The 22,212-nt window shown below is 37.2% G+C and carries 19 protein-coding genes and 3 pseudogenes; 11 read left to right on the top strand and 11 right to left on the bottom strand.

The genetic code is table 11. From position 1 onward, the window contains the following. The first annotated feature begins 98 nt into the window (after positions 1-98). The 3 genes from AAFX60_010575 (at position 99) to AAFX60_010565 (ending at position 1,945) form a co-directional block, all read left to right on the top strand. Positions 99-548 carry a DUF2919 domain-containing protein gene (locus tag AAFX60_010575; GenBank protein ID XDF77150.1) on the top strand — a complete coding sequence of 150 codons (450 nt, stop codon included), beginning with the start codon at positions 99-101 and terminating at the stop codon, positions 546-548. A gap of 16 nt (positions 549-564) precedes the next feature. Continuing rightward, positions 565-957: a hypothetical protein gene (locus AAFX60_010570; protein XDF77149.1), complete on the top strand. Its 393-nt coding sequence runs from the start codon at positions 565-567 to the stop codon at positions 955-957. A gap of 82 nt (positions 958-1,039) precedes the next feature. After that, complete coding sequence (locus AAFX60_010565; GenBank protein ID XDF77148.1) at positions 1,040-1,945, top strand: Dyp-type peroxidase; 906 nt, start codon at positions 1,040-1,042, stop codon at positions 1,943-1,945. A 138-nt stretch (positions 1,946-2,083) separates the two neighbouring features. Here AAFX60_010565 and crr read toward each other — a convergent pair whose 3' ends face one another. From crr to cysZ, 5 genes and pseudogenes are all read right to left on the bottom strand, one after another. Then, positions 2,084-2,593, bottom strand: a complete 510-nt coding sequence (gene crr, locus AAFX60_010560) for a PTS glucose transporter subunit IIA (GenBank protein XDF77147.1) — start codon at positions 2,591-2,593, stop codon at positions 2,084-2,086. A gap of 75 nt (positions 2,594-2,668) precedes the next feature. Then, positions 2,669-4,392: pseudogene (gene ptsI, locus AAFX60_010555) on the bottom strand (phosphoenolpyruvate-protein phosphotransferase PtsI). A 55-nt stretch (positions 4,393-4,447) separates the two neighbouring features. Continuing rightward, complete coding sequence (gene ptsH / locus AAFX60_010550; protein XDF77146.1) at positions 4,448-4,705, bottom strand: phosphocarrier protein Hpr; 258 nt, start codon at positions 4,703-4,705, stop codon at positions 4,448-4,450. 321 nt (positions 4,706-5,026) lie between these two features. Then, a complete protein-coding gene (cysK, locus tag AAFX60_010545; protein ID XDF77145.1) occupies positions 5,027-5,995 on the bottom strand; it encodes a cysteine synthase A in 969 nt (322 codons plus the stop codon). Between the two features lie 130 nt (positions 5,996-6,125). Further along, positions 6,126-6,877, bottom strand: a pseudogene (gene cysZ / locus AAFX60_010540) (sulfate transporter CysZ). A 283-nt stretch (positions 6,878-7,160) separates the two neighbouring features. Between cysZ and zipA the strand changes: the two are divergent. The 6 genes from zipA (at position 7,161) to gltX (ending at position 16,119) form a co-directional block, all read left to right on the top strand. Next, positions 7,161-8,150, top strand: a complete 990-nt coding sequence (zipA, locus tag AAFX60_010535) for a cell division protein ZipA (GenBank protein XDF77144.1) — start codon at positions 7,161-7,163, stop codon at positions 8,148-8,150. A 91-nt stretch (positions 8,151-8,241) separates the two neighbouring features. Beyond that, on the top strand, positions 8,242-10,248 hold the full coding sequence (gene ligA / locus AAFX60_010530; GenBank protein ID XDF77143.1) for an NAD-dependent DNA ligase LigA: 2,007 nt from the start codon (positions 8,242-8,244) through the stop codon (positions 10,246-10,248). Positions 10,249-10,775: 527 nt separating this feature from the next. Then, complete coding sequence (locus tag AAFX60_010525; protein ID XDF77142.1) at positions 10,776-11,834, top strand: porin; 1,059 nt, start codon at positions 10,776-10,778, stop codon at positions 11,832-11,834. A gap of 755 nt (positions 11,835-12,589) precedes the next feature. Continuing rightward, entirely contained in the window at positions 12,590-13,639 is a 1,050-nt protein-coding gene (locus AAFX60_010520) for a porin (protein XDF77141.1), read from the top strand. A gap of 88 nt (positions 13,640-13,727) precedes the next feature. Continuing rightward, positions 13,728-14,525: a hypothetical protein gene (locus AAFX60_010515; protein ID XDF77140.1), complete on the top strand. Its 798-nt coding sequence runs from the start codon at positions 13,728-13,730 to the stop codon at positions 14,523-14,525. Positions 14,526-14,694: 169 nt separating this feature from the next. Continuing rightward, positions 14,695-16,119 carry a glutamate--tRNA ligase gene (gene gltX, locus AAFX60_010510; protein XDF77139.1) on the top strand — a complete coding sequence of 475 codons (1,425 nt, stop codon included), beginning with the start codon at positions 14,695-14,697 and terminating at the stop codon, positions 16,117-16,119. Between the two features lie 109 nt (positions 16,120-16,228). Here the strand turns inward: gltX and AAFX60_010505 are convergent, their stop codons facing one another. The 3 genes from AAFX60_010505 to AAFX60_010495 all read right to left on the bottom strand — a co-directional run bounded on the left by AAFX60_010505 (position 16,229) and on the right by AAFX60_010495 (position 19,214). Further along, positions 16,229-16,402 carry a hypothetical protein gene (locus tag AAFX60_010505; protein XDF77138.1) on the bottom strand — a complete coding sequence of 58 codons (174 nt, stop codon included), beginning with the start codon at positions 16,400-16,402 and terminating at the stop codon, positions 16,229-16,231. A gap of 81 nt (positions 16,403-16,483) precedes the next feature. Continuing rightward, positions 16,484-17,935 (bottom strand): tetratricopeptide repeat protein, encoded by a 1,452-nt coding sequence (locus AAFX60_010500; protein ID XDF77137.1) that lies wholly within the window; start codon positions 17,933-17,935, stop codon positions 16,484-16,486. Between the two features lie 142 nt (positions 17,936-18,077). Next, positions 18,078-19,214: a flagellar assembly protein FlgT gene (locus AAFX60_010495; GenBank protein XDF77136.1), complete on the bottom strand. Its 1,137-nt coding sequence runs from the start codon at positions 19,212-19,214 to the stop codon at positions 18,078-18,080. Positions 19,215-19,385: 171 nt separating this feature from the next. On the opposite strand from AAFX60_010495, the pseudogene AAFX60_010490 reads away from it, so the two are divergent. Together AAFX60_010490 and AAFX60_010485 are read left to right on the top strand one after the other, a co-directional pair. Beyond that, positions 19,386-20,020 (top strand): annotated as a pseudogene (locus AAFX60_010490) (FlgO family outer membrane protein). An 11-nt stretch (positions 20,021-20,031) separates the two neighbouring features. Beyond that, positions 20,032-20,463 carry an LPP20 family lipoprotein gene (locus tag AAFX60_010485; protein ID XDF77135.1) on the top strand — a complete coding sequence of 144 codons (432 nt, stop codon included), beginning with the start codon at positions 20,032-20,034 and terminating at the stop codon, positions 20,461-20,463. Positions 20,464-20,967: 504 nt separating this feature from the next. Here AAFX60_010485 and flgN read toward each other — a convergent pair. The 3 genes from flgN to flgA all read right to left on the bottom strand — a co-directional run bounded on the left by flgN (position 20,968) and on the right by flgA (position 22,204). After that, the gene (flgN, locus tag AAFX60_010480; GenBank protein ID XDF77134.1) at positions 20,968-21,396 is read right to left on the bottom strand and encodes a flagellar export chaperone FlgN; all 429 of its coding nucleotides are present in this window, start codon (positions 21,394-21,396) and stop codon (positions 20,968-20,970) included. Positions 21,397-21,442: 46 nt separating this feature from the next. Then, positions 21,443-21,754, bottom strand: coding sequence for a flagellar biosynthesis anti-sigma factor FlgM (flgM, locus tag AAFX60_010475; protein XDF77133.1), 312 nt, complete (start codon positions 21,752-21,754; stop codon positions 21,443-21,445). Between the two features lie 216 nt (positions 21,755-21,970). Further along, positions 21,971-22,204, bottom strand: coding sequence for a flagellar basal body P-ring formation chaperone FlgA (gene flgA / locus AAFX60_010470; GenBank protein XDF78924.1), 234 nt, complete (start codon positions 22,202-22,204; stop codon positions 21,971-21,973). Positions 22,205-22,212: the final 8 nt, after the last annotated feature.

The following is a 22,212-nucleotide window of genomic DNA, read 5'->3' as shown; positions in this document are numbered from 1 at the left end:
GCTCAAAGTTTTAATTTTATCCAATCGTTATTTTTAAACATTTCAGTAAGCTGAACAAGTCTACTGAGAAAGTTGTTAGTTAATTTTAAGGTAGAAATATGCAGTATTCTTTTGATGCATATGATGAACATGGGTGGTTAAAGCCACCTGTTTGGTTGTGGTTTGGATGGGCGATTTTAATTCGTTCTGTTGTAGTTTTTGTTATGGCTGGTGCGAGTCGAGAACAAGGCACCGATTTATTAGCCTTGTTTTATCCTAGCCATGCGCATTTGTATACGAGTTTATGCTTAAGTCTACCTATATTGTTTTATATGTGGCTAAGCAGTTTCAAAAAGCCCACACGGCCTTTTATGCTAACTCTTTGGAAGCAAGGGCGGTGGCTAACTATTGTGATGGTTTTAATTGACCTTTCAATGTTAATTCAATCGGTTATTGTTAATCGAGGAGAGTTTCAGCCAGGAAGTGCATTGATTATCTTACTTCTTAGCTGGTTTCTTATATTTTTATGTCGCAGTAAACGAGTAAAGATATGCTTTAGTCTGACTTAATGAGAGGGGGCAGACAATGGATCTATCAACAGGTGCATTATTATTTAGTGCGTTATTAAGCCCGCTAGCAATGGCGGATTGGCAATTGGATTTAGGCGTTGAAATTAATCGACCAGATTTACAACGCATAACAAATTCATCAGCTTCTCTTGTTTTAGGTGAAGAAACGTTAGTTTTCAATTCAATAGATAAGCAATCTCAAGTGCAGGCTTGGGCTGAGCTAAAAAACATTGATGCTGAAAATGTAGAAATTGCTTTTCGAGTAACAGAAGAAGAGGGGGAAGGTAAGATCAGAACACTGTGTGCACCAACGATTATTACTAAGTTAAATAATCAGGAGTCATATATGGTCTCTGATTCATCAGTAAATGAAACGGTAAAGCTTTCAGTGGAAGTAATTTCTTCATAAACTCTTATTTTTTATCAAACAATCTTATGTTTTATTGCATATAATGGACTCAGTTAATTCAAAATAGAAAGGAACTGAGTTCATGTCTTACACTCCTCAAACGGCTCTACTGCCAGAACCAGATCGATTTGCATTATACGTTACATTAAATATTAAAAGTAATCCTCAGCTTGTATTGGAACAGCTGCAAACGCTTCCCGCTTTGATCATTGAATTAAATGAAAATCAGCCAGACGCGAACTTAAGTAGCGCAGTTTCTTTTGGTGCTGAATTCTGGTCAACGTTATCTGCACCTATGCCTTCTGAATTGGCTAAATTTAAGCAATTAGGAAAAGGCGATATTATTGCCCCTGCAACGCATGGTGATGTATTAATTCACCTTCACTCAAATCGTCATGATTTACATTTTTATATCTTACGTAAATTAATGAATGTGATTTCTGAGCATGTGGAAATTAAAGAAGAAGTATCGGGCTTTCGTTTCCTTGATTCACGCGATATGACGGATTTCGTTGATGGTACAGAGAATCCAAAAAATGAAGCTCGCGCTGAAGTTGCATTGATTGCTGACGGTGAGTTTGCTGGCGGTAGTTATATGATGTGCCAACGCTTTGTACATAAATTACCAGCATGGAACCGTTTGTCTGTTTCTGCACAGGAAAAGGTTATTGGCCGTACGAAACCAGATTCAATCGAGTTAGATGATGTTCCAGCAGCCTCACACGTAGGTCGCGTTGATATTAAGGAAAACGGTAAGGGAGTGAAGATTTTACGCCACAGCTTGCCTTACGGTTCGGTTTCTGGCGACCATGGATTACTGTTTATTGCTTACTGTAAAACGGTTCATAATTTCCAAGTAATGCTTGATAGCATGTATGGAGAAGTTGATGGAAAAACTGATCAACTATTACGTTTTACAGATGCAGTAACTGGCGGCTATTTCTTTGCTCCATCACAAGAAATGTTTGCAGAGCTGACTGTTAAATAAATTATGGGTTAAAGTAAGTACTGTTGACGTTAATGGTGCTTACTATTATTAGCCGAATAGATACAAAAAGGCCGCTGTTATCTTTAGAAAACAGCGGCCTTTTTTTGTCTTTAATTAACTAAAGTTATCTATTAAAGATTACTTAGTTACTTTAAGAACTGGAGATTCACCAACAGTAACAGCACCAGAAAGCTTAGTAAGCTCTTTGATTTCGTCCATGTTAGAGATAACAACTGGAGTAAGCGTTGATTTAGCTTTTTCTTCAAGAACAGCTAGATCGAATTCGATGATAGTGTCACCAGCTTTAACTTCTTGACCTTCTTCAGCGATGCGAGTGAAGCCTTCGCCTTTAAGTTCAACTGTATCAATACCGAAGTGAACGAAAAGCTCGATGCCGTCGTTAGATTCGATAGAGAAAGCGTGGTTAGTTTCAAAGATTTTACCGATTGTACCGTTTACTGGAGCAACCATTTTGTTACCAGCAGGTTTGATAGCAATACCGTCACCAACGATTTTTTCAGCGAACACTACGTCTGGCACATCTTCGATGTTTACAATTTCACCAGAAAGAGGTGCGATGATGTCGATTGCACCAGCGTCAGCGCTTTCAGAAGAAAATGCGCTTTTAATTTTGTCAAACAGACCCATTGTGTAGCTCCCTAAAGTTTATATTAAATAGCCACTAAACTTAGTGGCTATATTTAATTCTTTGCAACTATACTATTACTTAGTATTTTCTGCGATAAATTTTTCAACATGTGCTTCAATTTCTGCTGCAGTAGGCATTTGAAGTGCTTCATCAGCCATCTTCTTAACATCTGCAAACGTTGCGTTACGAACAATTTTCTTAACGCGAGGAATTGAAATACCGCTCATGCTGAACTCATCTAAGCCCATACCTAGAAGAAGTAGGCTTGCACGCTCATCACCTGCTAGCTCACCACACATACCAGTCCATTTGCCTTCTTTATGAGAAGCGTCGATTACTTGCTTGATTACAAGCAGAACCGCTGGAGATAGTGGGTTGTATAGGTGAGAAATCATTTCGTTACCACGGTCAACAGCAAGAGTGTATTGCGTTAAGTCGTTAGTACCGATAGAGAAGAAGCTCACTTCTTTAGCTAGGTGGTGTGCAATCGCTGCAGCAGCAGGAGTTTCAACCATAACACCGATTTCGATGTTTTCGTCAAATGCATGGCCTTCAGCACGAAGTTCTGCTTTGTACTCTTCAATAGCTTTTTCAGTTCACGGATTTCTTCAACAGAAATGATCATTGGGAACATGATGCGTAGCTTACCGTGTGCAGATGCACGTAGAATACCACGTAATTGGTCACGTAGGATTTCACGACGGTCTAAGCTAATACGAACCGCACGCCAGCCTAGGAATGGGTTCATTTCTTCTGGAAGATCCATGTATGGTAGATCTTTATCACCACCGATATCCATTGTACGGATGATCACTGGCTCACCATGCATCGCTTCAGCTACTTCTTTATAAGCAACATATTGCTCTTCTTCAGTAGGAAGTGCATCACGATCCATGAATAGAAATTCTGTACGATACAGACCAACACCTTCACCACCGTTACGGATGATACCGTCACAGTCTTTAACTGTACCGATGTTACCGCAAACTTCTACTTGGTGACCATCTAGAGTGATAGCTGGTAGGTCTTTAAGTTTTGCTAACTCTTCTTTTTCTGCAACTAAGTCGTCGCGGATTTTTTTAGATTCAGTTAGTTCAGCTTCTGATGGGTTGATAACAATTTTGTTGTTAACAGCATCAAGAATTAGCATGTCGCCATTTTTCACTTGCTTAGTGATATCGTTAGTACCAACGATAGCAGGAAGCTCAAGAGAACGCGCCATGATAGATGTATGAGATGTACGACCACCAATGTCACAAGCAAAACCAAGAACATAGTCTAGGTTGATTTGTGCTGTTTCAGAAGGAGTAAGGTCGTTAGCAACTAGGATAACTTCTTCATTGATATCACTTAGTGAAACAATGTTGATGCCTAGTGCGTTTTTAACAAAGCGGCTACCGATATCGCGGATATCTGTAGCACGCTCTTTTAGATAATCATCATCTAATGACTCTAGTGCACACGCTTGCTCTTCAATTACAGAATGAATAGCAAAGTCTGCAGCCATTTTATCATCTTTAATAAGGGCTAAGATTTCTTCTTCTAGCTCTTCATCTTCAAGAAGCATAATGTGCCCCTCAAAAATAGCTTCTTTTTCTTCGCCGAAAGTTGCTAGCGCTTTTGCTTTGATAGCTTCTAATTGCTCAGAAGACTTATTACGAGCATCAAAGAAACGTTGAACTTCTGTTTCTACTTGAGAATCAGAGATTGGAGTTTTGTTTAGGACAATTTCATCTTCCTGAAGTAGTAGTGCTTTACCAAAAGCAATACCTGGAGATGCTAGAATGCCAGAAATCATAGCTTTACCTTAAAATTGATCAAATTAGAGAATGAAAATAATAAAGAAAAGCTGATTAGTGCAGCTCGTCCATTAGTTTAACTAGGTGGTCTACTGCTTCTTTCTCTTGTGCGCCTTCAGCAGAGATAGTTACATTAGTACCTTTAGTTAGACCTAAAGTTTGTAGTTTGAAAAGGCTAGTAGCACTTGCACTTTTACCGTTAGAAGTAACAGTGATTTTTGCATCAAAACCTTTAGCTTCTTTAACGAACTGAGCCGCTGGACGAGTGTGAAGGCCGTTTTCTGCAGTGATTACTACGTCTTGTGAATACATTGTGTATACCCCGATTTATATTTTATGTTGAAATTAGTGTCGTTAACCAATTCGGTTTGCGCACGTACTTTCGCACATCATAGACCTAGAAACAATCTATCTTCAACGAAATTAGTTAACGACAGTAATTTATACATTCTTTCTTATTTTGTAATATTAAGCTAGTTCAAAATTGTTACTTTGTATTCGAGTGTAATTATTTTACACCTAAAAATAAAGTGGCTTGATTATTACTAAGGAGGGAAATGAAATCAACACAAAAAACCCCAGAAGGGGCTTTTTTGGATAAAAAATTGATTTGAACACATAGATGTTACAAATTTATTGCTCATTTTCTTGTTCAGTAAACAAACCCGCAAACAATGCTGTACTTAAGTAACGCTCACCAGAGCTTGGTAACACCACAACAATTTGTTTATTAGCAAATTCAGGTAGTTCTGCAATGCGATTAGCTGCGACTACAGCTGCACCAGAAGAAATACCAGCAAGAATCCCTTCTTCTTCCATTAATCGACGAGCCATTTCAATTGCATCTTCAGATGTTACTGCTTCAACACGGTCAATTAGTGTTAGATCTAGGTTACCTGGGATGAAACCAGCACCAATACCTTGGATCTTATGTGGAGCAGGTTTGATCTCCTCACCAGCTAACGCTTGAGCAATAACTGGAGACTCTGCTGGTTCAACAGCAACAGAAAGAACAGCTTTATTCTGAGTGTGCTTTAGGTAACGGCTTGTACCTGTTAATGTGCCACCTGTACCTACACCGGCTACGAACACATCAATATTGCCTTCAGTCGCTTCCCAAATTTCTGGACCTGTTGTTTTTTCATGAATAGCAGGGTTTGCTGGGTTGTTAAATTGTTGAAGAAGTAGGTACTTACTTGGGTCGCTTGCAACAATTTCTTCAGCCTTAGCAATAGCTCCACCCATACCTTTAGGCGCTTCAGTCAAAACAAGGTTTGCGCCTAATGCTTTAAGTAGTTTACGACGCTCAAGGCTCATTGAGGCTGGCATCGTTAGCGTTAGTTTATAACCACGTGCTGCGGCAACAAAAGCAAGAGCAATACCTGTATTACCTGATGTAGGCTCTACTAGTTCAATCCCTTCTTTTAGCGTACCAGCTTTTTCCGCTTCCCAAATCATGTTTGCGCCAATACGACATTTAACACTAAAACTAGGGTTACGAGCTTCTACTTTTGCAAGAACGTTACCTTTGCTTACACGGTTTAGGCGAACAAGTGGTGTATTACCAATAGTTTGAGAATTATCTTCGTAAATCTTTGTCATGATCTGTTCCTTCATTTCACGGTCAACGTGATTATATAAATTATTTTTAACTCAATTTGAGTAACTCAACACAACTAGAATACGAAGAGTTTTTAAATTGAGAAAGGATCAAAAGGTTATAAGTTATGGATTAACGGTTTTTATGTGTATCACGGTAAACATCAACCCACATAGCGGTCGCACCACAAACTGCGATTGGCATAACAAATAGGTTTAGGATTGGTGTCATGGTAAAAAGTGTCACAAGCGAGCCAAAGGATAAACATTTTCCACGCTTTGTTTTAAGTTCATCTCTCATTGTTTCAAATGGAACTTTATGATTATCAAATGGGTAGTCACAATATTGAATAGCCATCATCCAAGCGGTAAATAAAACCATAAAACAGGTGCGATACTCTGACCTATCGCAGGGACGAAAAAGAGAATAAATAGGCCTAATGCTTTAGGTATGTAGTATTTCAACTTTTGCCATTCACGTTTGAAGATGCGAGGTAAGTCTTTGACCGCATCTAACACTCCGCCACTTGGTGCAGGTTGCCCTGTCAATTTCGCTTCAAGATGTTCAGAGAGTAAACCGTTAAATGGAGCTGCAATCCAGTTCGCTAATGTACTAAAGAAGTATGAGAAGACGGCTAATATACTGATGACAATTAAAGGCCACAACAAATAAGATAACCAATCTAACCAACTTGGTATTTGAGTTAGAATTTGGTCAATCCAACTACCAATTTGATTAAATAAATAAATAAAAGAGCCACCAAGCAATAAGAAATTAATCAATAAAGGGATAAAAACAAATCGACGCAAGCCTGGTGTCATTGCTAATGAAATGCCTTTTAAAAAGTATTGAACCCCAGATTGAGATTGTTTAAACGAATTCATAATTTGTATTTTACTGTGTGGATGTTAAGTTCACTATACTCAAAAATTGAGACAAATAAATGAAATATGAGCAAATAAAGTTCCACTAAACAGTTCAAATGTAAGATTTATGTCACCACTTTCATTTTGTTATTCAACAATAGGGTTATTATTTGGTACATTACAGGAAAGTAGTGGTAGATTAGTGATAATAACTAAACTACATTCATATGATAGTTGATATAAGCTTTCTTATTTTAATTTAAGAGAAAGCTCAATAAAGCAGAAGAGCAGAGAGTTAACGATGCAAGAATTGCGATTAGTGTTGATACTTGTTGGAGCATTGGCCATTGCGGCATTATTGTTTCATGGCTTGTGGACAAGTCGAAAAGAAACGAGCTCAAAATTTGGAAAGAAAGTAGACATAGATTTTGATTCAGACGTTGATGATGAACAAGCTGCTCCTATGCGTGGGTTTGATCAACCAAAAGAAGACGTGGTTGTTCAGAAAGAGCGAAAAGAGCCCGCTTTTGCTCGAGAAGAGGTTCCTACTTCTGATGACCCATTATTTGAAGGTACGGTTTCGTCTGAGTCAAATAAGTTTACAGAACAAGAAAAACCAACGGTACAGCAAGCTCAACCACAACCGGTTGTACAGCAAGTACAAGAGCCAACAGTAGGTCGTATTGAACCAGAAGCTAAGCCTGTTGCTGCACCCGTTAAAAGGGAAGAACCTACCATCTCTTTTTCTGCTATTGATGATGAGGTGTTAACTCAACCAGAACCTATGCAAGCTAAGGTTGATATTCCTGAAACATCGACTTATTTAGAACCTGAAATTATTATTGAAGAACCAGAACCAGAACCAGAACCAGAACCAGAAGAGGATGTTATTGTAATTAATGTCCATGGTATGGGAAGTGATAGATTCAGTGGTAATCGTCTCTTTAATAGCTTAGAGCAAAATGGACTTGTATTTGGTGATATGGCAATTTATCACCGCCATTCAGATTTATCTGGAGCTGGGAAAGTACTATTTAGTGTCGCGAATATGGTATCTCCTGGGCATTTCCAAGTCCCTGAAGGTGAAGAGTTCTCAACTCCTGGGATTTCGTTCTTCTTACCACTTCCATGTTATGGCGATGCTGAGCATAACTTTAAATTGATGTTGCAAACGGCTCAAATGATAAGTTCAGAATTAGGTGGTAACGTTCTGGATGAGAAACGCGATATGCTGACACCAAATAAAATTGATGAATATAAGCAGCGCGTAAAAGTATTCTGCCGTAAATAGAATATCTACTATAGAATTAGGATTAATGAGAAAGGCTCATCATGAGCCTTTTTTTTATTTTAAGAACAACCGAATAAGAAGTTGATGAATCATGAGTATTGAACAGACATTAGATGAGTTGAAACAACAACTGAATTACCATGCATATCGTTATTATGTAGAGGATAGCCCTGAGCTACCTGATGCAGAATATGATCGAATGATGCAGCAGTTATTATCTATTGAATCTGAACATCCAGAATTAGTTACTGTTGATTCACCTAGTCAACGAGTAGGGGGAGAGGCGTTAGATGGCTTTACTCAGATTCAACATGAGATCCCTATGCTTTCTTTGGATAATGCGTTTAGTGATGAAGAGCTAGAAGCATTTGAAAAAAGAATAAACGACCGTCTTATCTCAAAACCTGTATCTCTATTTTGTTGTGAACCTAAGTTGGATGGCTTAGCGGTTAGTCTTTTATATGTAGATGGTAAGTTAGTTCAAGCAGGTACGCGTGGAGATGGTACAACAGGTGAAAATATTACAGAAAACGTAAGAACGATTCGTTGTATCCCATTAACATTACAAGGTGAAGGCTGGCCGACACGTTTAGAAGTGCGTGGTGAAGTCTTTATGCCTAAAGCCGGTTTTGAAGCGTTAAATGAGATAGCTTTAAAACGTGGTGAAAAACCATTTGCAAATCCACGTAATGCTGCAGCAGGCAGTTTACGTCAATTAGATTCAAAAATAACAGCAACCCGCCCACTTAGTTTTTATGCATATAGTGTTGGGGTGATTGAAGGTGGTGAATTAGAAACAAGCCATTACCAGCGTTTTGTTCAATTAAAAAGCTGGGGTCTTCCTATGTGCGAAGAAACTAAGCAATGTCATTCATTGACAGAAGTTAAAGCGTATTACAAAGACATACTTGAGCGTCGAGATGCTCTGAAATATGAAATTGATGGTGTAGTTATAAAAGTCGATGACATTGCTCTTCAAGAACAATTAGGTTTTGTTGCACGAGCTCCTCGTTGGGCTATTGCTTATAAATTTCCTGCACAAGAAGAGTTAACCGTTCTAAATGATGTGGAATTCCAAGTTGGCCGTACAGGCGCAATTACACCGGTAGCGAAACTTGAACCCGTTTTTGTTGGTGGTGTAACCGTAAGTAATGCCACATTGCATAATGCAGATGAAATCGCACGTTTAGGTGTTCATATTGGTGATACGGTGATTATTCGCCGTGCAGGGGACGTGATCCCACAAATAGTATCAGTGGTAGAAGCTCGTCGTCCTACAGACAGTAAAGCAATTGTTTACCCAACCCATTGCCCTGTATGTGGTTCTAACCTTGAAAGAGTAGAAGGTGAGGCGGTTACTCGTTGTGGAGCTGGGTTAGTCTGTCAAGCACAACGCAAAGAAGCACTAAAGCACTTTGTGTCTCGTAAAGCACTCGATGTTGATGGTTTAGGCGATAAAGTTGTAGAACAGCTTGTAGATAAAGAAATGGTAGAGACTCCTGCGGATTTATTTAAACTTTCTGCGGGTCTATTGACAGTATTAGAGCGCATGGGACCTAAATCTGCGCAAAATGTAGTGGATGCGCTTAATAAAGCAAAGGCGACGACATTACCGCGTTTTCTATACTCGTTAGGTATTCGAGAAGTTGGTGAGGCGACAGCTGCAAACTTAGCCGCACATTTTTATACATTAGAAGCGATTCAAGTAGCGACATTTGAGCAACTTATTGAAGTGAGTGATGTTGGTGATATTGTCGCTAAACACGTTTTAAACTTCTTTGCAGAGCCGCATAACAAAACTGTTATTGAAGATTTACAAGAGATGGGTATCCATTGGCCTGAGATTAAAGCGCTTGATGAATCAGTACCACAACCATTAGCGGGAAAAGTAGTGGTGCTTACCGGTACGCTTCATAAATTAAAACGTAATGAAGCTAAAGCTGCTTTACAAGAGCTAGGCGCAAAGGTAACAGGCAGTGTTTCTAAGAAAACAGATATTCTATTTGCTGGTGAAGCTGCCGGGTCTAAATTAGCGAAAGCCGAAGAACTTGGGGTTGAAGTTATGAATGAAGAGCAGTTAATTGAATTATTAAATTAAGACTAATAATTTTGGTTATTAAAAAGGAGCCTTATATGGCTCCTTTTTTTATTGGTAAAAATATTAAATTATTTTTGGTTTGTTTAAAGTGAATTATTAATGACTTATCTATGTCGACAAATTAAAGTTGGTTTTTTCTTGGCTTTTCAAAATATAGAGATCTCAGTCGCATTGAGTATTTTTTTATATTTATAAGTGACTGTTTTATATATTTAACGCTGTTTTTTATGTTTTTTGATCTATTTAATTTGATCTTAATCACTAACACGAAAGAAGTTTGCGCTCGCTCATATTTTTTTTATTGGAAATTAAGTTTTTGTTTTATGTTTTTTTATGAAAGTTTAGTCTTTGTTCATGGATGCACGGAGTGTATGCAGGAAAAAATATAAGGTAATTACAATTTTTGAATTTTCCTTTTCTGATTTAAAAATTGTGTGAATGAGGAGATTTATTTATTGCTTTCGGCGGCCAACTTAAAGCCAATAAATAATGAACACAGCTATATCCATTTTTAGGAGCTTTATTCCATGGAAAACAAATTTTTTAAAACAACGTTATTAGGCGCAGCTGTTGCTTTAGCATCTGCTGGTGTAACAGCAAAAGAAGTTGGTATTAACTCTGACTTTAATGTTGAAGTGTACGGTGTGGCTGCAATGTCTACTGTTAACTACAATACAACTGGTAATGGCGATGGTACAAACGGTTATGTATTAGAAAATGAATCTCGAATTGGTTTTCGTGCACATAAAGAAATGTTTGAAAATGTATTAGTTACAATGCAAATTGAGTCTGGTTATGTAGATAGCTGGCAAGGTGGAGAGTTAGGTGCTCGTGATACTTACCTAGGTCTTTCTGGTGATTGGGGTAATTTGCGTGCAGGTCGTGTACTTACACCTTTATATGAAATTATTGACTGGCCTTTCTCTAACCCTGGTTTAGGTTCTGTATTTGATTGGGGTGGTGTAAATGCTCACTATGATCGTCAATCAAACCAAGTTCGTTACGACTCTCCTAATTTTGGTGGTTTAACATTTGCTCTTTCTGCTGGTCGTGATGGAAACCCAAGTGGTTCTGCAACTCGTGATTCTCGTTTTTTCAGTGGTAATGTTAAATATACAATCAACACAGTAACATTAATGGGTGCTGTTGAAGGTGGTTCAGATTTTCGCGGTATTGATGGTAATGATAACTTAACTTATTTAGTGGGCGCTGAGGTTGGTTTACCTGGTGGCTTTAGTTTAGCTGCGGCATATAAACAAGAGAGTGTAGATAAGTATCAACATAAAGATAGTGGTACTGTTATTGGCACTGATGAAAATGTAGATCAAGGTTCATTTTCTGTGATTGGTCAGTATTGGCTTGATTCATTAGGTTTTAAAGTTGGCTATGCTGCCAATTTAGATGCTGATGGAGTTAGTCAAAAAGGTGCTGGTTTAATTGAGGATACCTTGGATTCAAATACTATCTCAGGTCAAGTTATGTATGTACATAATGGTTTTGTACCATATTTACGAGTAGCTGGGCGTACAGTTGGTGATGCTGATACTGATATCGTAACTCGTGTAGGTTTAGAGTACGGCTTCTAAAATGTCTTATCATTATTAAATACTTAAAATACGCTAGCTATTTGCTAGCGTTTTTTTTGATTTCGTAAAGTAAAGATATAAATAATAGAGTTAGATGATTCTCAATGAAAATTAACAAACAGTGTTTTTATCATTTATATGTGTCGCGCCCTTTAATCATGCTTCTACATTAATAGAGTGTTATAGATGCTTATCAATTGGAGTGATTTCAGCGCAAGGATTCTAGATAGAAAAAGAAAATTAAGCTATATAAACATATTTATTCTTTAGAAAGATAGATGAAAGAATGCGTTGTAGTGATGTTCTGTAGTTAATAATGGAATATTGTCAGAAGATTAGAAAAGTAAATTAATCAATAAACTAGGGGATATTTCTGCATTATTTAGTGCGACTTAGTTCTCATTTTTCCTTAAATACATCTAAACCAAGATAAAAATATATAAAGATAAGGTGATCTAAGTATGATCTTTAGGCCTAAATGGCCACTATTTCGAGATATCAGTCTCTTTTGTTATTCTTTTAAATTATTGCTTTAGTTTATCTTTATTGTTTAAGTTATTGTTTTTAAATGGTAAATATTTTTTTATAAAAACGGTAATTTGAAGATGATCACTCAAAAAACATAACTATATTTTCTTTGTGAAAAAACATTGTCATAGTGCGCTCCAGACAACAAATCTAATGCATGGTTCATTTCGGCGACCAACTTAAATATCCATGCATTACTTAATTAGTTAAATGAAGGAATTATGACTATGTTCAAAAAGACACTTGTAGGTGCTGCTATCGCTTTAGTTTCTACTGGCGTTATGGCAAAAGAAGTTGGTATTAACTCTGACTTTAATGTAGATGTGTACGGTGTGGCTGCAATGTCTGCAGTTAACTACAACACGACTGGTAATGGCGCTGGTACTAGTGGGTATGTTCTAGAGAATGAATCTCGCATTGGTTTCCGTGCTCATAAAGAGATGTTTGAAAATGTATTGGTAACAATGCAAATCGAATCTGGTTATGTGGATAGTGGTCAAGGTGGTGCACTAGGCGCTCGTGATACATATTTAGGTCTTTCTGGTGATTGGGGTAACTTCCGCGCAGGTCGTGTTTTAACACCTATGTATGAAATTATTGACTGGCCATTCTCTAACCCAGGCCTAGGTTCTGTATTCGATTGGGGTGGTGTAAATGGTCACTACGATCGTCAATCAAACCAAGTTCGTTATGATTCTCCAAACTTTGGTGGTTTAACATTTGCTCTTTCTGCCGGTCGTGATGGAAACCCAAGTGGTACAGCTACTCGTGATTCTCGCTTCTTTGGTGGTAATGTTAAATATACTATCAATACAGTAACATTAATGGGTGCTGTTGAAGGTGGTTCTGATTTCCGCGGTATCGATGGAAACGATAACTTATCATACTTAGTTGGTGCTGAGGTTGGTTTACCAGGTGGATTTAGCCTATCAGCTGCATACAAACAAGAAAGTGTAGATAAATTCCAGCATAAAGATAAAGATGGAAAAGTTATTGGCACTGATGAAAATGTAGATCAAGGTTCATTCTCTGTAATCGGTCAATACTGGAATGGTCCAATGGGTATTAAGTTGGGTTATGCTGCTAACTTAGATGCTGATGGTGTTAGTCAAAAAGGTGCGGGCCTGATTGAAGATACATTAGACTCAAGTACAATTTCTGGTCAATTAATGTTTGTTCACAACGGCTTTGTACCTTATTTACGTGTAGCTGGTCGCACTGTTGGTGATGCAGATACAGATATCGTAACTCGTGTTGGTTTAGAGTACGGTTTCTAAGGTATACTGTTACTTAGTTAATTTTTAAAACGCTAGCGAATTGCTAGCGTTTTTATTTTAAGAGCATTTGAAATTTAAGGTGTATAAAATGTATAAAAAAGTTGTTGGAATTAGCATATTATTACTGAGTGGATGCTCAACATTATCGAGTGATGATGATTTTTCTGATGCAATCGAAGAAGTTACTCGAAAGTTTAATTATGTATCAATTGAAGCGAAGGATATTGTTCCAATTGAAAATAAAAGTGTTGGGGCTAGTTCTTTAAAAAATACATCACAACTTGTTGCTATTTACCCTACTGGTGGAAGAAAAGCGCCATCATCGTATATGGCTGTAGAGCTAAGTTATTTTAAAACAAGTTATGCGTATGATTCTGTGTTTATTAATAATGAAGAACGCAAAATAAAACCTTATTCAGTATCGACGGAATCATGTTCAGAGCACTGCACATCAACTCAATACTTTACGTTCCCTATTGATAACGAAGAGATTGTTTCATCAGCAAAAACAGGATTAACTTACGTAGTTAAAACTCAAAACGATCTTTCTAAATTATCTTTCACTATTCCAGCCGGCTATTTTCAAGCCGTGCTAAATGAGAAAACGCTTCAGCTTGAACATACTCCATCAGCAGTGCAGCAACCTGCGGCTGAAATAAAAGTAGAATCAAAAGATTCGAAACCAGTAGAAATGAGTAAATATTGGTTTGATGAAGCAACTGTTGCAGAACAAGAGCAATTTACTGAGTGGGCGTTTGCAAATAGAAAATCAATCAGTACGCAATTAAAATCTGATTCTAAATCAGTAGAAATGTTGAGCTACTGGTATGAAAAGGCCTCTACTGAAGATAGAGCTCAAATCTTAACTTGGTTGTTAAATAAATAATTTTTGAATTTTAAAAGTGGTTGAGTAAGTAGCTTAACCACTTTTTCTATTTTTTAAATTAGACACAGTCTCTCTTTCCCATTGTAGAATTACCTTATAGTGCTAAAATAGCGCACAAATTATGTGGTGCTGACAGATTCAGCTCAACCTCTTCAAAAAGGTAATAACAATGACGGTTAAAACTCGTTTTGCTCCAAGCCCAACAGGCTATCTTCACGTTGGTGGTGCTCGTACAGCACTTTACTCATGGCTTTTTGCTAAAAACCAAGGTGGCGAATTTGTTCTACGTATCGAAGATACGGATCTAGAGCGTAACTCTCAAGAAGCGGTAGACGCTATTATTGAAGGTATGCACTGGATGGGTATGGAATGGGATGAAGGTCCATATTACCAATCTAAGCGTTTTGACCGTTACAATGAAGTTGTTGACCAACTGCTTGCTGAAGATAAAGCATACAAATGTTATGCATCAAAAGAACTGCTAGATGAAATTCGTGCAGAGCAAGAAGCAAACAAAGAAATGGCTCGTTACGATGCAAACCATCCTAAAATTGTTGCTGCGAATGCGGCTGCAAAAGAAGGTGATGCATGTGTAATTCGCTTCCGTAACCCAAAAGAAGGTTCGGTAGTATTTGATGACCAAATTCGTGGCCGCATTGAAATCTCAAACAGCCAATTAGATGACTTAATCATTCGTCGTACTGATGGTGCTCCAACATACAACTTCGTCGTAGTGGTTGATGACTGGGATATGGGTATTACTCAAGTTATTCGTGGTGAAGACCATATCAATAACACGCCTCGTCAAATCAATATTTATGAAGCATTAGGTGCTCCTGTACCTATGTTTGCACACTGTGCAATGATCCTTGGCGATGATGGCGCAAAACTGTCTAAGCGTCATGGTGCGGTATCTGTAATGCAATACCGTGATGAAGGTTACCTACCAAACGCACTGAATAACTACTTAGTACGCTTAGGTTGGTCTCATGGTGATCAAGAGATTTTCTCTCAAGAAGAGATGATTAATCTATTTAGTTTAAGCGCAGTAAGTAAATCAGCATCAGCATTCAACACTGATAAATTGTTATGGTTAAACAACCACTACATTAAATCATCAGAGCCTGAGTATGTTGCAAAATACCTACAATGGCACTTAGATCAAAAAGAAATCTCTTTAGATAATGGTCCTGCAATTACTGAAGTTATTAAGCTAGTGGGTGAACGTTGCAATACGCTGATCGAATTAGCTGATCAATCTCGTTATTTCTACCAAGATTTCGAAGAGTTTGAAGCTGGTGCAGCTAAAAAACACTTACGTGGTGTTGCTAAAGGCCCATTAGAGCTTGCTTTAGCTAAAGTGGAAGCGCTAGAAGAGTGGACTACTGAAAATCTTCACCATGTGATTGAAGAAGTGTGTGCTGAGTTAGAGATCGGCATGGGCAAAATTGGTATGCCTCTACGTGTTGCAGTAACTGGCGGTGGTCAATCACCATCAGTAGATGCTGTTATGCAATTAGTTGGTAAAGAGCGTGTTGTTGCTCGCATCAAGATGGCATTAGCATTTATTGCAGAGCGTGAAGCTAACGCATAATCCTGCTTATATTTTGGATAAAAACCGCTGTTATTCAGCGGTTTTGTTATGCTTTGCGTTTTTACTTTTTCAGTAATTACTTAGTCATTGCTATTGATTAATACTTTATTTAATCCACTTTAACGGTACCACCGTTACCTTTACATAATAGTAAATAAGTTTCTGATACTGTTCCATCTGGTAGCTCACAGGATACTTTTGGCCCCACTTCTGTGGCACCACCATAAGCAAATATATTAAACGAAGAAATGGATAAAAGAATTGCTAATAATGTGTATTTCATCGTTAAGACCTCAATAAAATAATTGATTTTTCCTTACGACTTTTTGTATGCATATCCGTTGCTACATTTAAATATAGATCATTAATTTGGCTTATGCATAGGAAACCATCGAATACGTAATATTAGGTATATGATTAAAATTAGAATAATAACAGTAACTTGAAATAAAAGTTTGTGTTGCTTTTCTTTATTAATTTCAACTATTTGTTGATGTTTCTCTTTTAAATTATTCAGTTTCTCTTTTTCTTTCTCAATCAAAATATTACGTAATTCTAACGTCATATATTTATTACCATCATTTAGAGCATGAACTTTTTTGATAACATTTTCATATAGCTTACGAGTAATAAGAGCAGCTTTTATATCACCAGTAAATTCTTCTATATCTGATTTTATGAGATATGAATTTGCTAATGCTTGTTGGTTCTGGGATTGTTGAGATTTATCAATAGCAATTGATATGTAGTCTAATGCTTTATTTGAGTTTTCATGTTTTAAATAAGCACTGCTAAGTAGCTGGTAAGTATTGATAAGTAAGTCGGAATTTGAATTGTTGTCTAATTGTTTTAATGCGAGTAGTAGATATTCAATAGCTTCATCATAATAACTTTGTTTATTTAGAACTGCTGCTAATGTTAAGTATGCTCGACTAAGAGTTTGCGCATTAGCTGTATTGTCATTAAGTTGTGCTATAGCGAAATTTGCACACGATTTCGCATGAACGTATTGCGATGATTTTAAATATATTTGTGCGAGAACAATATGTGATTGGGCAATTTTTGGGCTAATTTTACGCTTCTCTCTTATTTTTAGTGCTTTTTTCGCATATTTCTCTGCTTCTTTTAATTGTCCCATCTGTAGTAATAACGAGCTAATATTATTATAAATAGTATCGTTTAATTCATAAGTTTTACTTAGAGACAATGCTTTTTCATTGGCTTTTAATGCGGATTTAAAATCACTTACGCCTTGATAGCTTAAAGCTAATAAGCGATACGCCCATTTAATATCGATATAATGATCTTTTGTTTTTTCTAAATGCTTTATTGCTGATTGGCAGTAAAACTCTGCGAGATAATAATTTCCTAAAGCTAGGTTTGAACGACACTGTTTAATAGATAACAAGCTATTTAAATCTAAGTCATTTAAATTTTTTGATTTTAACTGAGCTTTCTTAATTTGCTGAAGAGCTTGTTTATAATCTCCATTATCTTCTAAGTCCATAGATAATAAGATTAATGATTCAATGTGATAATAAATATTCGTTGTATTATTTTTTAGTGGCGAGGTGTATACGTTACCACGGCGAGTTACAAATCCATGTATTCTTGTTGCAGTAAAAATACGTTCAGCACTTGGTGGTAGTGATGAATATACATTGTTTAGCATTGAAAGTGCTTTGTTTGGATTTTCAATACGGTTTAAATGATATTCTTCTTGCCAAGACTCTGAGGACATGACTGAAGTTGCAGACGAATTAAAGCTTATCAGTAAGAAAAAACAACCGATAATAAAGTGAAAATAACCTAGCATTGCATTCTGATTTGAAAATTGAATTTGAATTATTGACTAAGAATACAATAACTAAGGAGGTAAAACGTTGGTAAGAGTCATAAAATAATGAGAAACAACACGCTAGGCACTGTTTCTCATTACTTAAAGGTTGAAAATTGGTTTATTCAGCGATGTTTTTATGCATAACATCGCCAATTTGAATGCTATTAATTAACTGTGGTTGATCAATAACAAGATCCGCATTTTGTTCATACACTCGATCTACGGTTAACGTAATACTTGTCTTCGTCACTTTATTACGTGGCAAACCATTTTGATCAATAAAAGAACCTGTATGCCAAAGATCTAATTTATCGCCTTTCTTAACACCGTGAATACGACCAAGATCCATTGTGATACGGTTATTATTGATATTTACAACCTGTGGCAGTGTCATTTTACAAGCAAATTGGTTTTCAAGATCAAGCATGATGTCACGGTTAACTCTTAACACCATTTCGCCATAAGCTGAAGTCCAAAAACGTGCGCTCTGTGTATCTACTTCACTGGTTTTAGGGAAATTCCATAACGCAACTTCACGGTAGTTGTTGTTGTAAATTGTTTGACCCGTTTTACCGTCTAATACAGCAACTTCGATAGCAAATTGACGGTTAATGGTATCTTTCTTTAGTAAATTCTGTTCAATCGTGGCACTTAAATCAGTAATGCTTCCTGAAAATATGTACTGAGCACCATGATCTTCCGCTATCATTTTTGCGACTTCTGGTTGACGTTTATCAATACGAATATGAGAAGTGCCTACTGATACAAAGCTTTGTGATTCTTTATCTAATTGACGTGAAAATATCGTACTTAAGTCTTCACCTAAATGATATACCTTACCCATTACCGCTTGTTGTGGCGAGTCAATCGTGATTTCACTCGTCATAAACGTCTTCTTGTATTGCCCTATATGGCAACTGTTTGCCGAAGGGTAGATATCAATACGAGCTGTAATATAAATTTTGTCGTTTTTCTTCTTTTCTTTAACCACTTCGATGCTGCGAATTTCACTACCGCTAAATTGATAACGTTTATTATCATTCTCTAAAAAGATCTTAAGATCCTTTAGGCGGCTAATATCAGCCCCAGAAAACAGCATTGCTTGATAAGCGGCATCTTCTAGTGCATTAGCTCTTGCCGCATCTTTACTGGTTAAGACACTTGCTGAACCTGTTACCTCAAACCACTCAGCATGTGCTGGTGCAATGTAACTCATTGTTAATATAGAGGTAATTAAATAAATTATTTTTTTCATTACTGTTATCTGCCAAGTGGGTATGGAATTTGCTAACTAATATTTGTTGATTGATAAAAGTACTTACAAATTGCGTTTCCTTAACTATAGCAAGTTTTGTTCCTAGTTTAAGTTTGACGCTTAAATTGAAGAATTAGTAAGTATATTAAAACATTATCTGGAGATAATAGAATGAGAGCATTGGTTGTAATTTTACTGTCTATGGTGATGAGTGCATGTGCATATTCACCTATTTATAATGGTAAAGAACCATATAACGGTAGCCCATTTATGCTGGCTGATACCCACGCCATACAATGGACTACTTTATTGAAAGCTTAACTGAACAGTTAGTAACATCGAATACGACGTTATCTGCTCGTTCACCAATTGCCATTACTTCTTTTGTAGATCTACAACAAATGGATCAAACAAACTGGTTAGGTAACTCGGTGACAGAAAGCTTTATTTTCCAACTTCAACGTCGTGGCTTTAAAGTTATTGACTATAAAACAACGGGTAATATCAGAGTAACTCAGCAGGGTGACTTTGCATTTAGCCGTGATTGGAAAGAATTGGTTCAAGAGCAGCAAGTTGATTACGTACTAACAGGTACAATGCTTCGCCAAGATGGTGGTGTATTAATTAATGCTCGTGTTATTGGTATGCAAACTCGTGTAGTTGTTGCATCGGCACAAGGTTTCCTACCAGCGGATCGAATTGGCCGTGATTTAGACACACTAAATACAATGCGTATGGAAGATGGTGTGATCATTCGTTCTGATGTGCAAAAAGCAGAACGTAACACAATTATCCTTCGTCCATAGGAGAAGCGAATATGAAACATTGGTTTTTATTAGCCCTATTAGTATTAGTTGGATGTCAGCCAATCGGTGTTATGCGTGAAAGCGATAACCTTACAGCAGTTGGATATGCAAGCATTAGTGAGCAAGCCGGTAAGAACATCGATGAAAAACGCATTAGAGCAATGCGAGCATCTAAAGTTGATGCTTATCGTGAACTTGCTGAGCAGGTTTATGGTATGCGTATCAGCGGTAAAGTTGAGATGAATGATCAGCAGCTTGGTGAAGAAAGTACTAGTGCTGGTGTAGATGGTATTATTCGTGGCGCTGAAGTGGTTAGAACTTATCCTGTTGGAGATAGCTACGTTACTGAATTAAAGCTTAACTTGAAAAAGATGGATCGTATGAAGAGCCAAGGTCAGGTTTACGATGTACCATCGACACAAAGAAAAACAACGTTATTCTAATTGATGCTTTTAGATAGGATTAGTTAGAAGCTCTCATTCGACATAATGCTATTGCCCTTAGTACTTTGGTACTGAGGGCTTTTTTGTTTTTGTAAGATAGGGAGATTAAGAGCAGGGGCTAGATTTTAGGGACGAGTAAGAGAAGTAAGAGCGAGAGCTAGGTTTAGGGATGAGTAAGAGATGTAAGAGTAGGGACTAGATGTTAGGGACTAGATGTTAGGGACTAGATGTTAGGGACGAGTAAGGGAAGTAAGAGCAGGGACTAGGTTTTAGGGACGAGTAAGGGAAGTAAGAGCAGGGACTAGGTTTTAGGGACGAGTAAGGGAAGTAAGAGTAAGGGACTAGGTTTTAGGGATGGGTTAGGGAAGTAAGAGCTGGGGTTAGGTTTTAGGGATGAGTTAAGATAAATAAGATCTGGAGTTAGGTGTGAATAAAAGATAGAAAAAAACCGTGTTAGGAATGCAACACGGTTGGATAAGAAATCGATGATCGTGAGAAGGCTACTTAAGCTTTTACGTTAGTGCCTAATGTTGTCACATTACGTGTTTGGCCTTCAGCTGTATACGTCATGCCATTTTTGCCACGGCTTTGCTGCATTAGATTGTTTAGCTTGTTGAAGCTAAGTTGAGCACGTTGCAGTGCTTCACCATTGACTTCGTTTTCTTGCTTACAATCATGAATAATCGATTTAATTTCCGATACTTTTTCATTAAGTACATTATCTTCAGACAGCAGTTGACGTTCTGCATGACTTCCTAATAGCTGATCATACTGACGCAATTGATTAAGTAAGCCTAGTTTATCATGGGCAATACTTTCCATTTCCGTCGGCTTTCTACTTGCGATAGCGACTTTCTCTCGACTTAATACCGTAGAAAGAGAGAGCGCAACGCTGCGTTGTAGATCAAGCAGTTCAGTAAGTGTCTGAGCCATATGTTCCTAATGTAAATAAAACAGTGAGAGTTTTAACCAGCCTAGGTTATAGGCCGGCTAATTCGTCTTCAAATTTAATCATATTGTCTGCTAAACGTTCAGGATCAACAGTGTATGATCCATTTGCAATAGCAGCTTTGATTGCAGCAACTTTATCTTCATTAAAAGAAGGTTCTGTTGCTAATTGTTGGTGCATTTGGCCAATTTCTTTACCTTGATTGCTTAAAGAAACCGCATCTGATTTTGCAGACAACGCAGGTGCTTGAGTTTCTGGAGCTTTATCACCAGAATCTACACGAGCCTGATTGCGTAAAGACGCCATTGCCTGGCTAGCACGTAATTGGTCAATACTTGTCATATATTCAAGCCTTTTTAGCCGGTTAATACATTCTTCTAATCTATCTATCGGCTGTCAAAAAAATAACTTTAGTAAATAATGAAAATTTTTGACGCTTTTTTCATTATTTTAAACTGTAGTAAAACTAAGCATAAATGATGCCATGATCAATTTATCGGCAATCGAGTAAGATAGTTTAGTAAAAAATAAAAATTTTATTCGATATTAATTAATATCTTAAAAACGGATGCTAATTTCACCGACTGAGGTGACAATACCATTTACTATTCGATTAGATTTATCATTTTTAACGTTAACTTTATCACCAAGAGCTCCGTCACCAAGTGCAGTTCCTTTTGTGATAATACTTAATTCACCTTTTATTGCTTTAATTATAACACTGTCGTTGCGACATACCATGCAGATGTCGTTTTTTTCTACAGTTTCACCAGCTCTAACACTACGTTTAATACGAGCAC

Source organism: Aliivibrio fischeri (assembly GCA_038993745.2).
GTDB lineage: Bacteria > Pseudomonadota > Gammaproteobacteria > Enterobacterales > Vibrionaceae > Aliivibrio > Aliivibrio fischeri_B.
The sequence above is the reverse complement of the archived record's forward strand: the minus strand, read 5'-3'. Positions and strand labels throughout refer to the sequence as shown.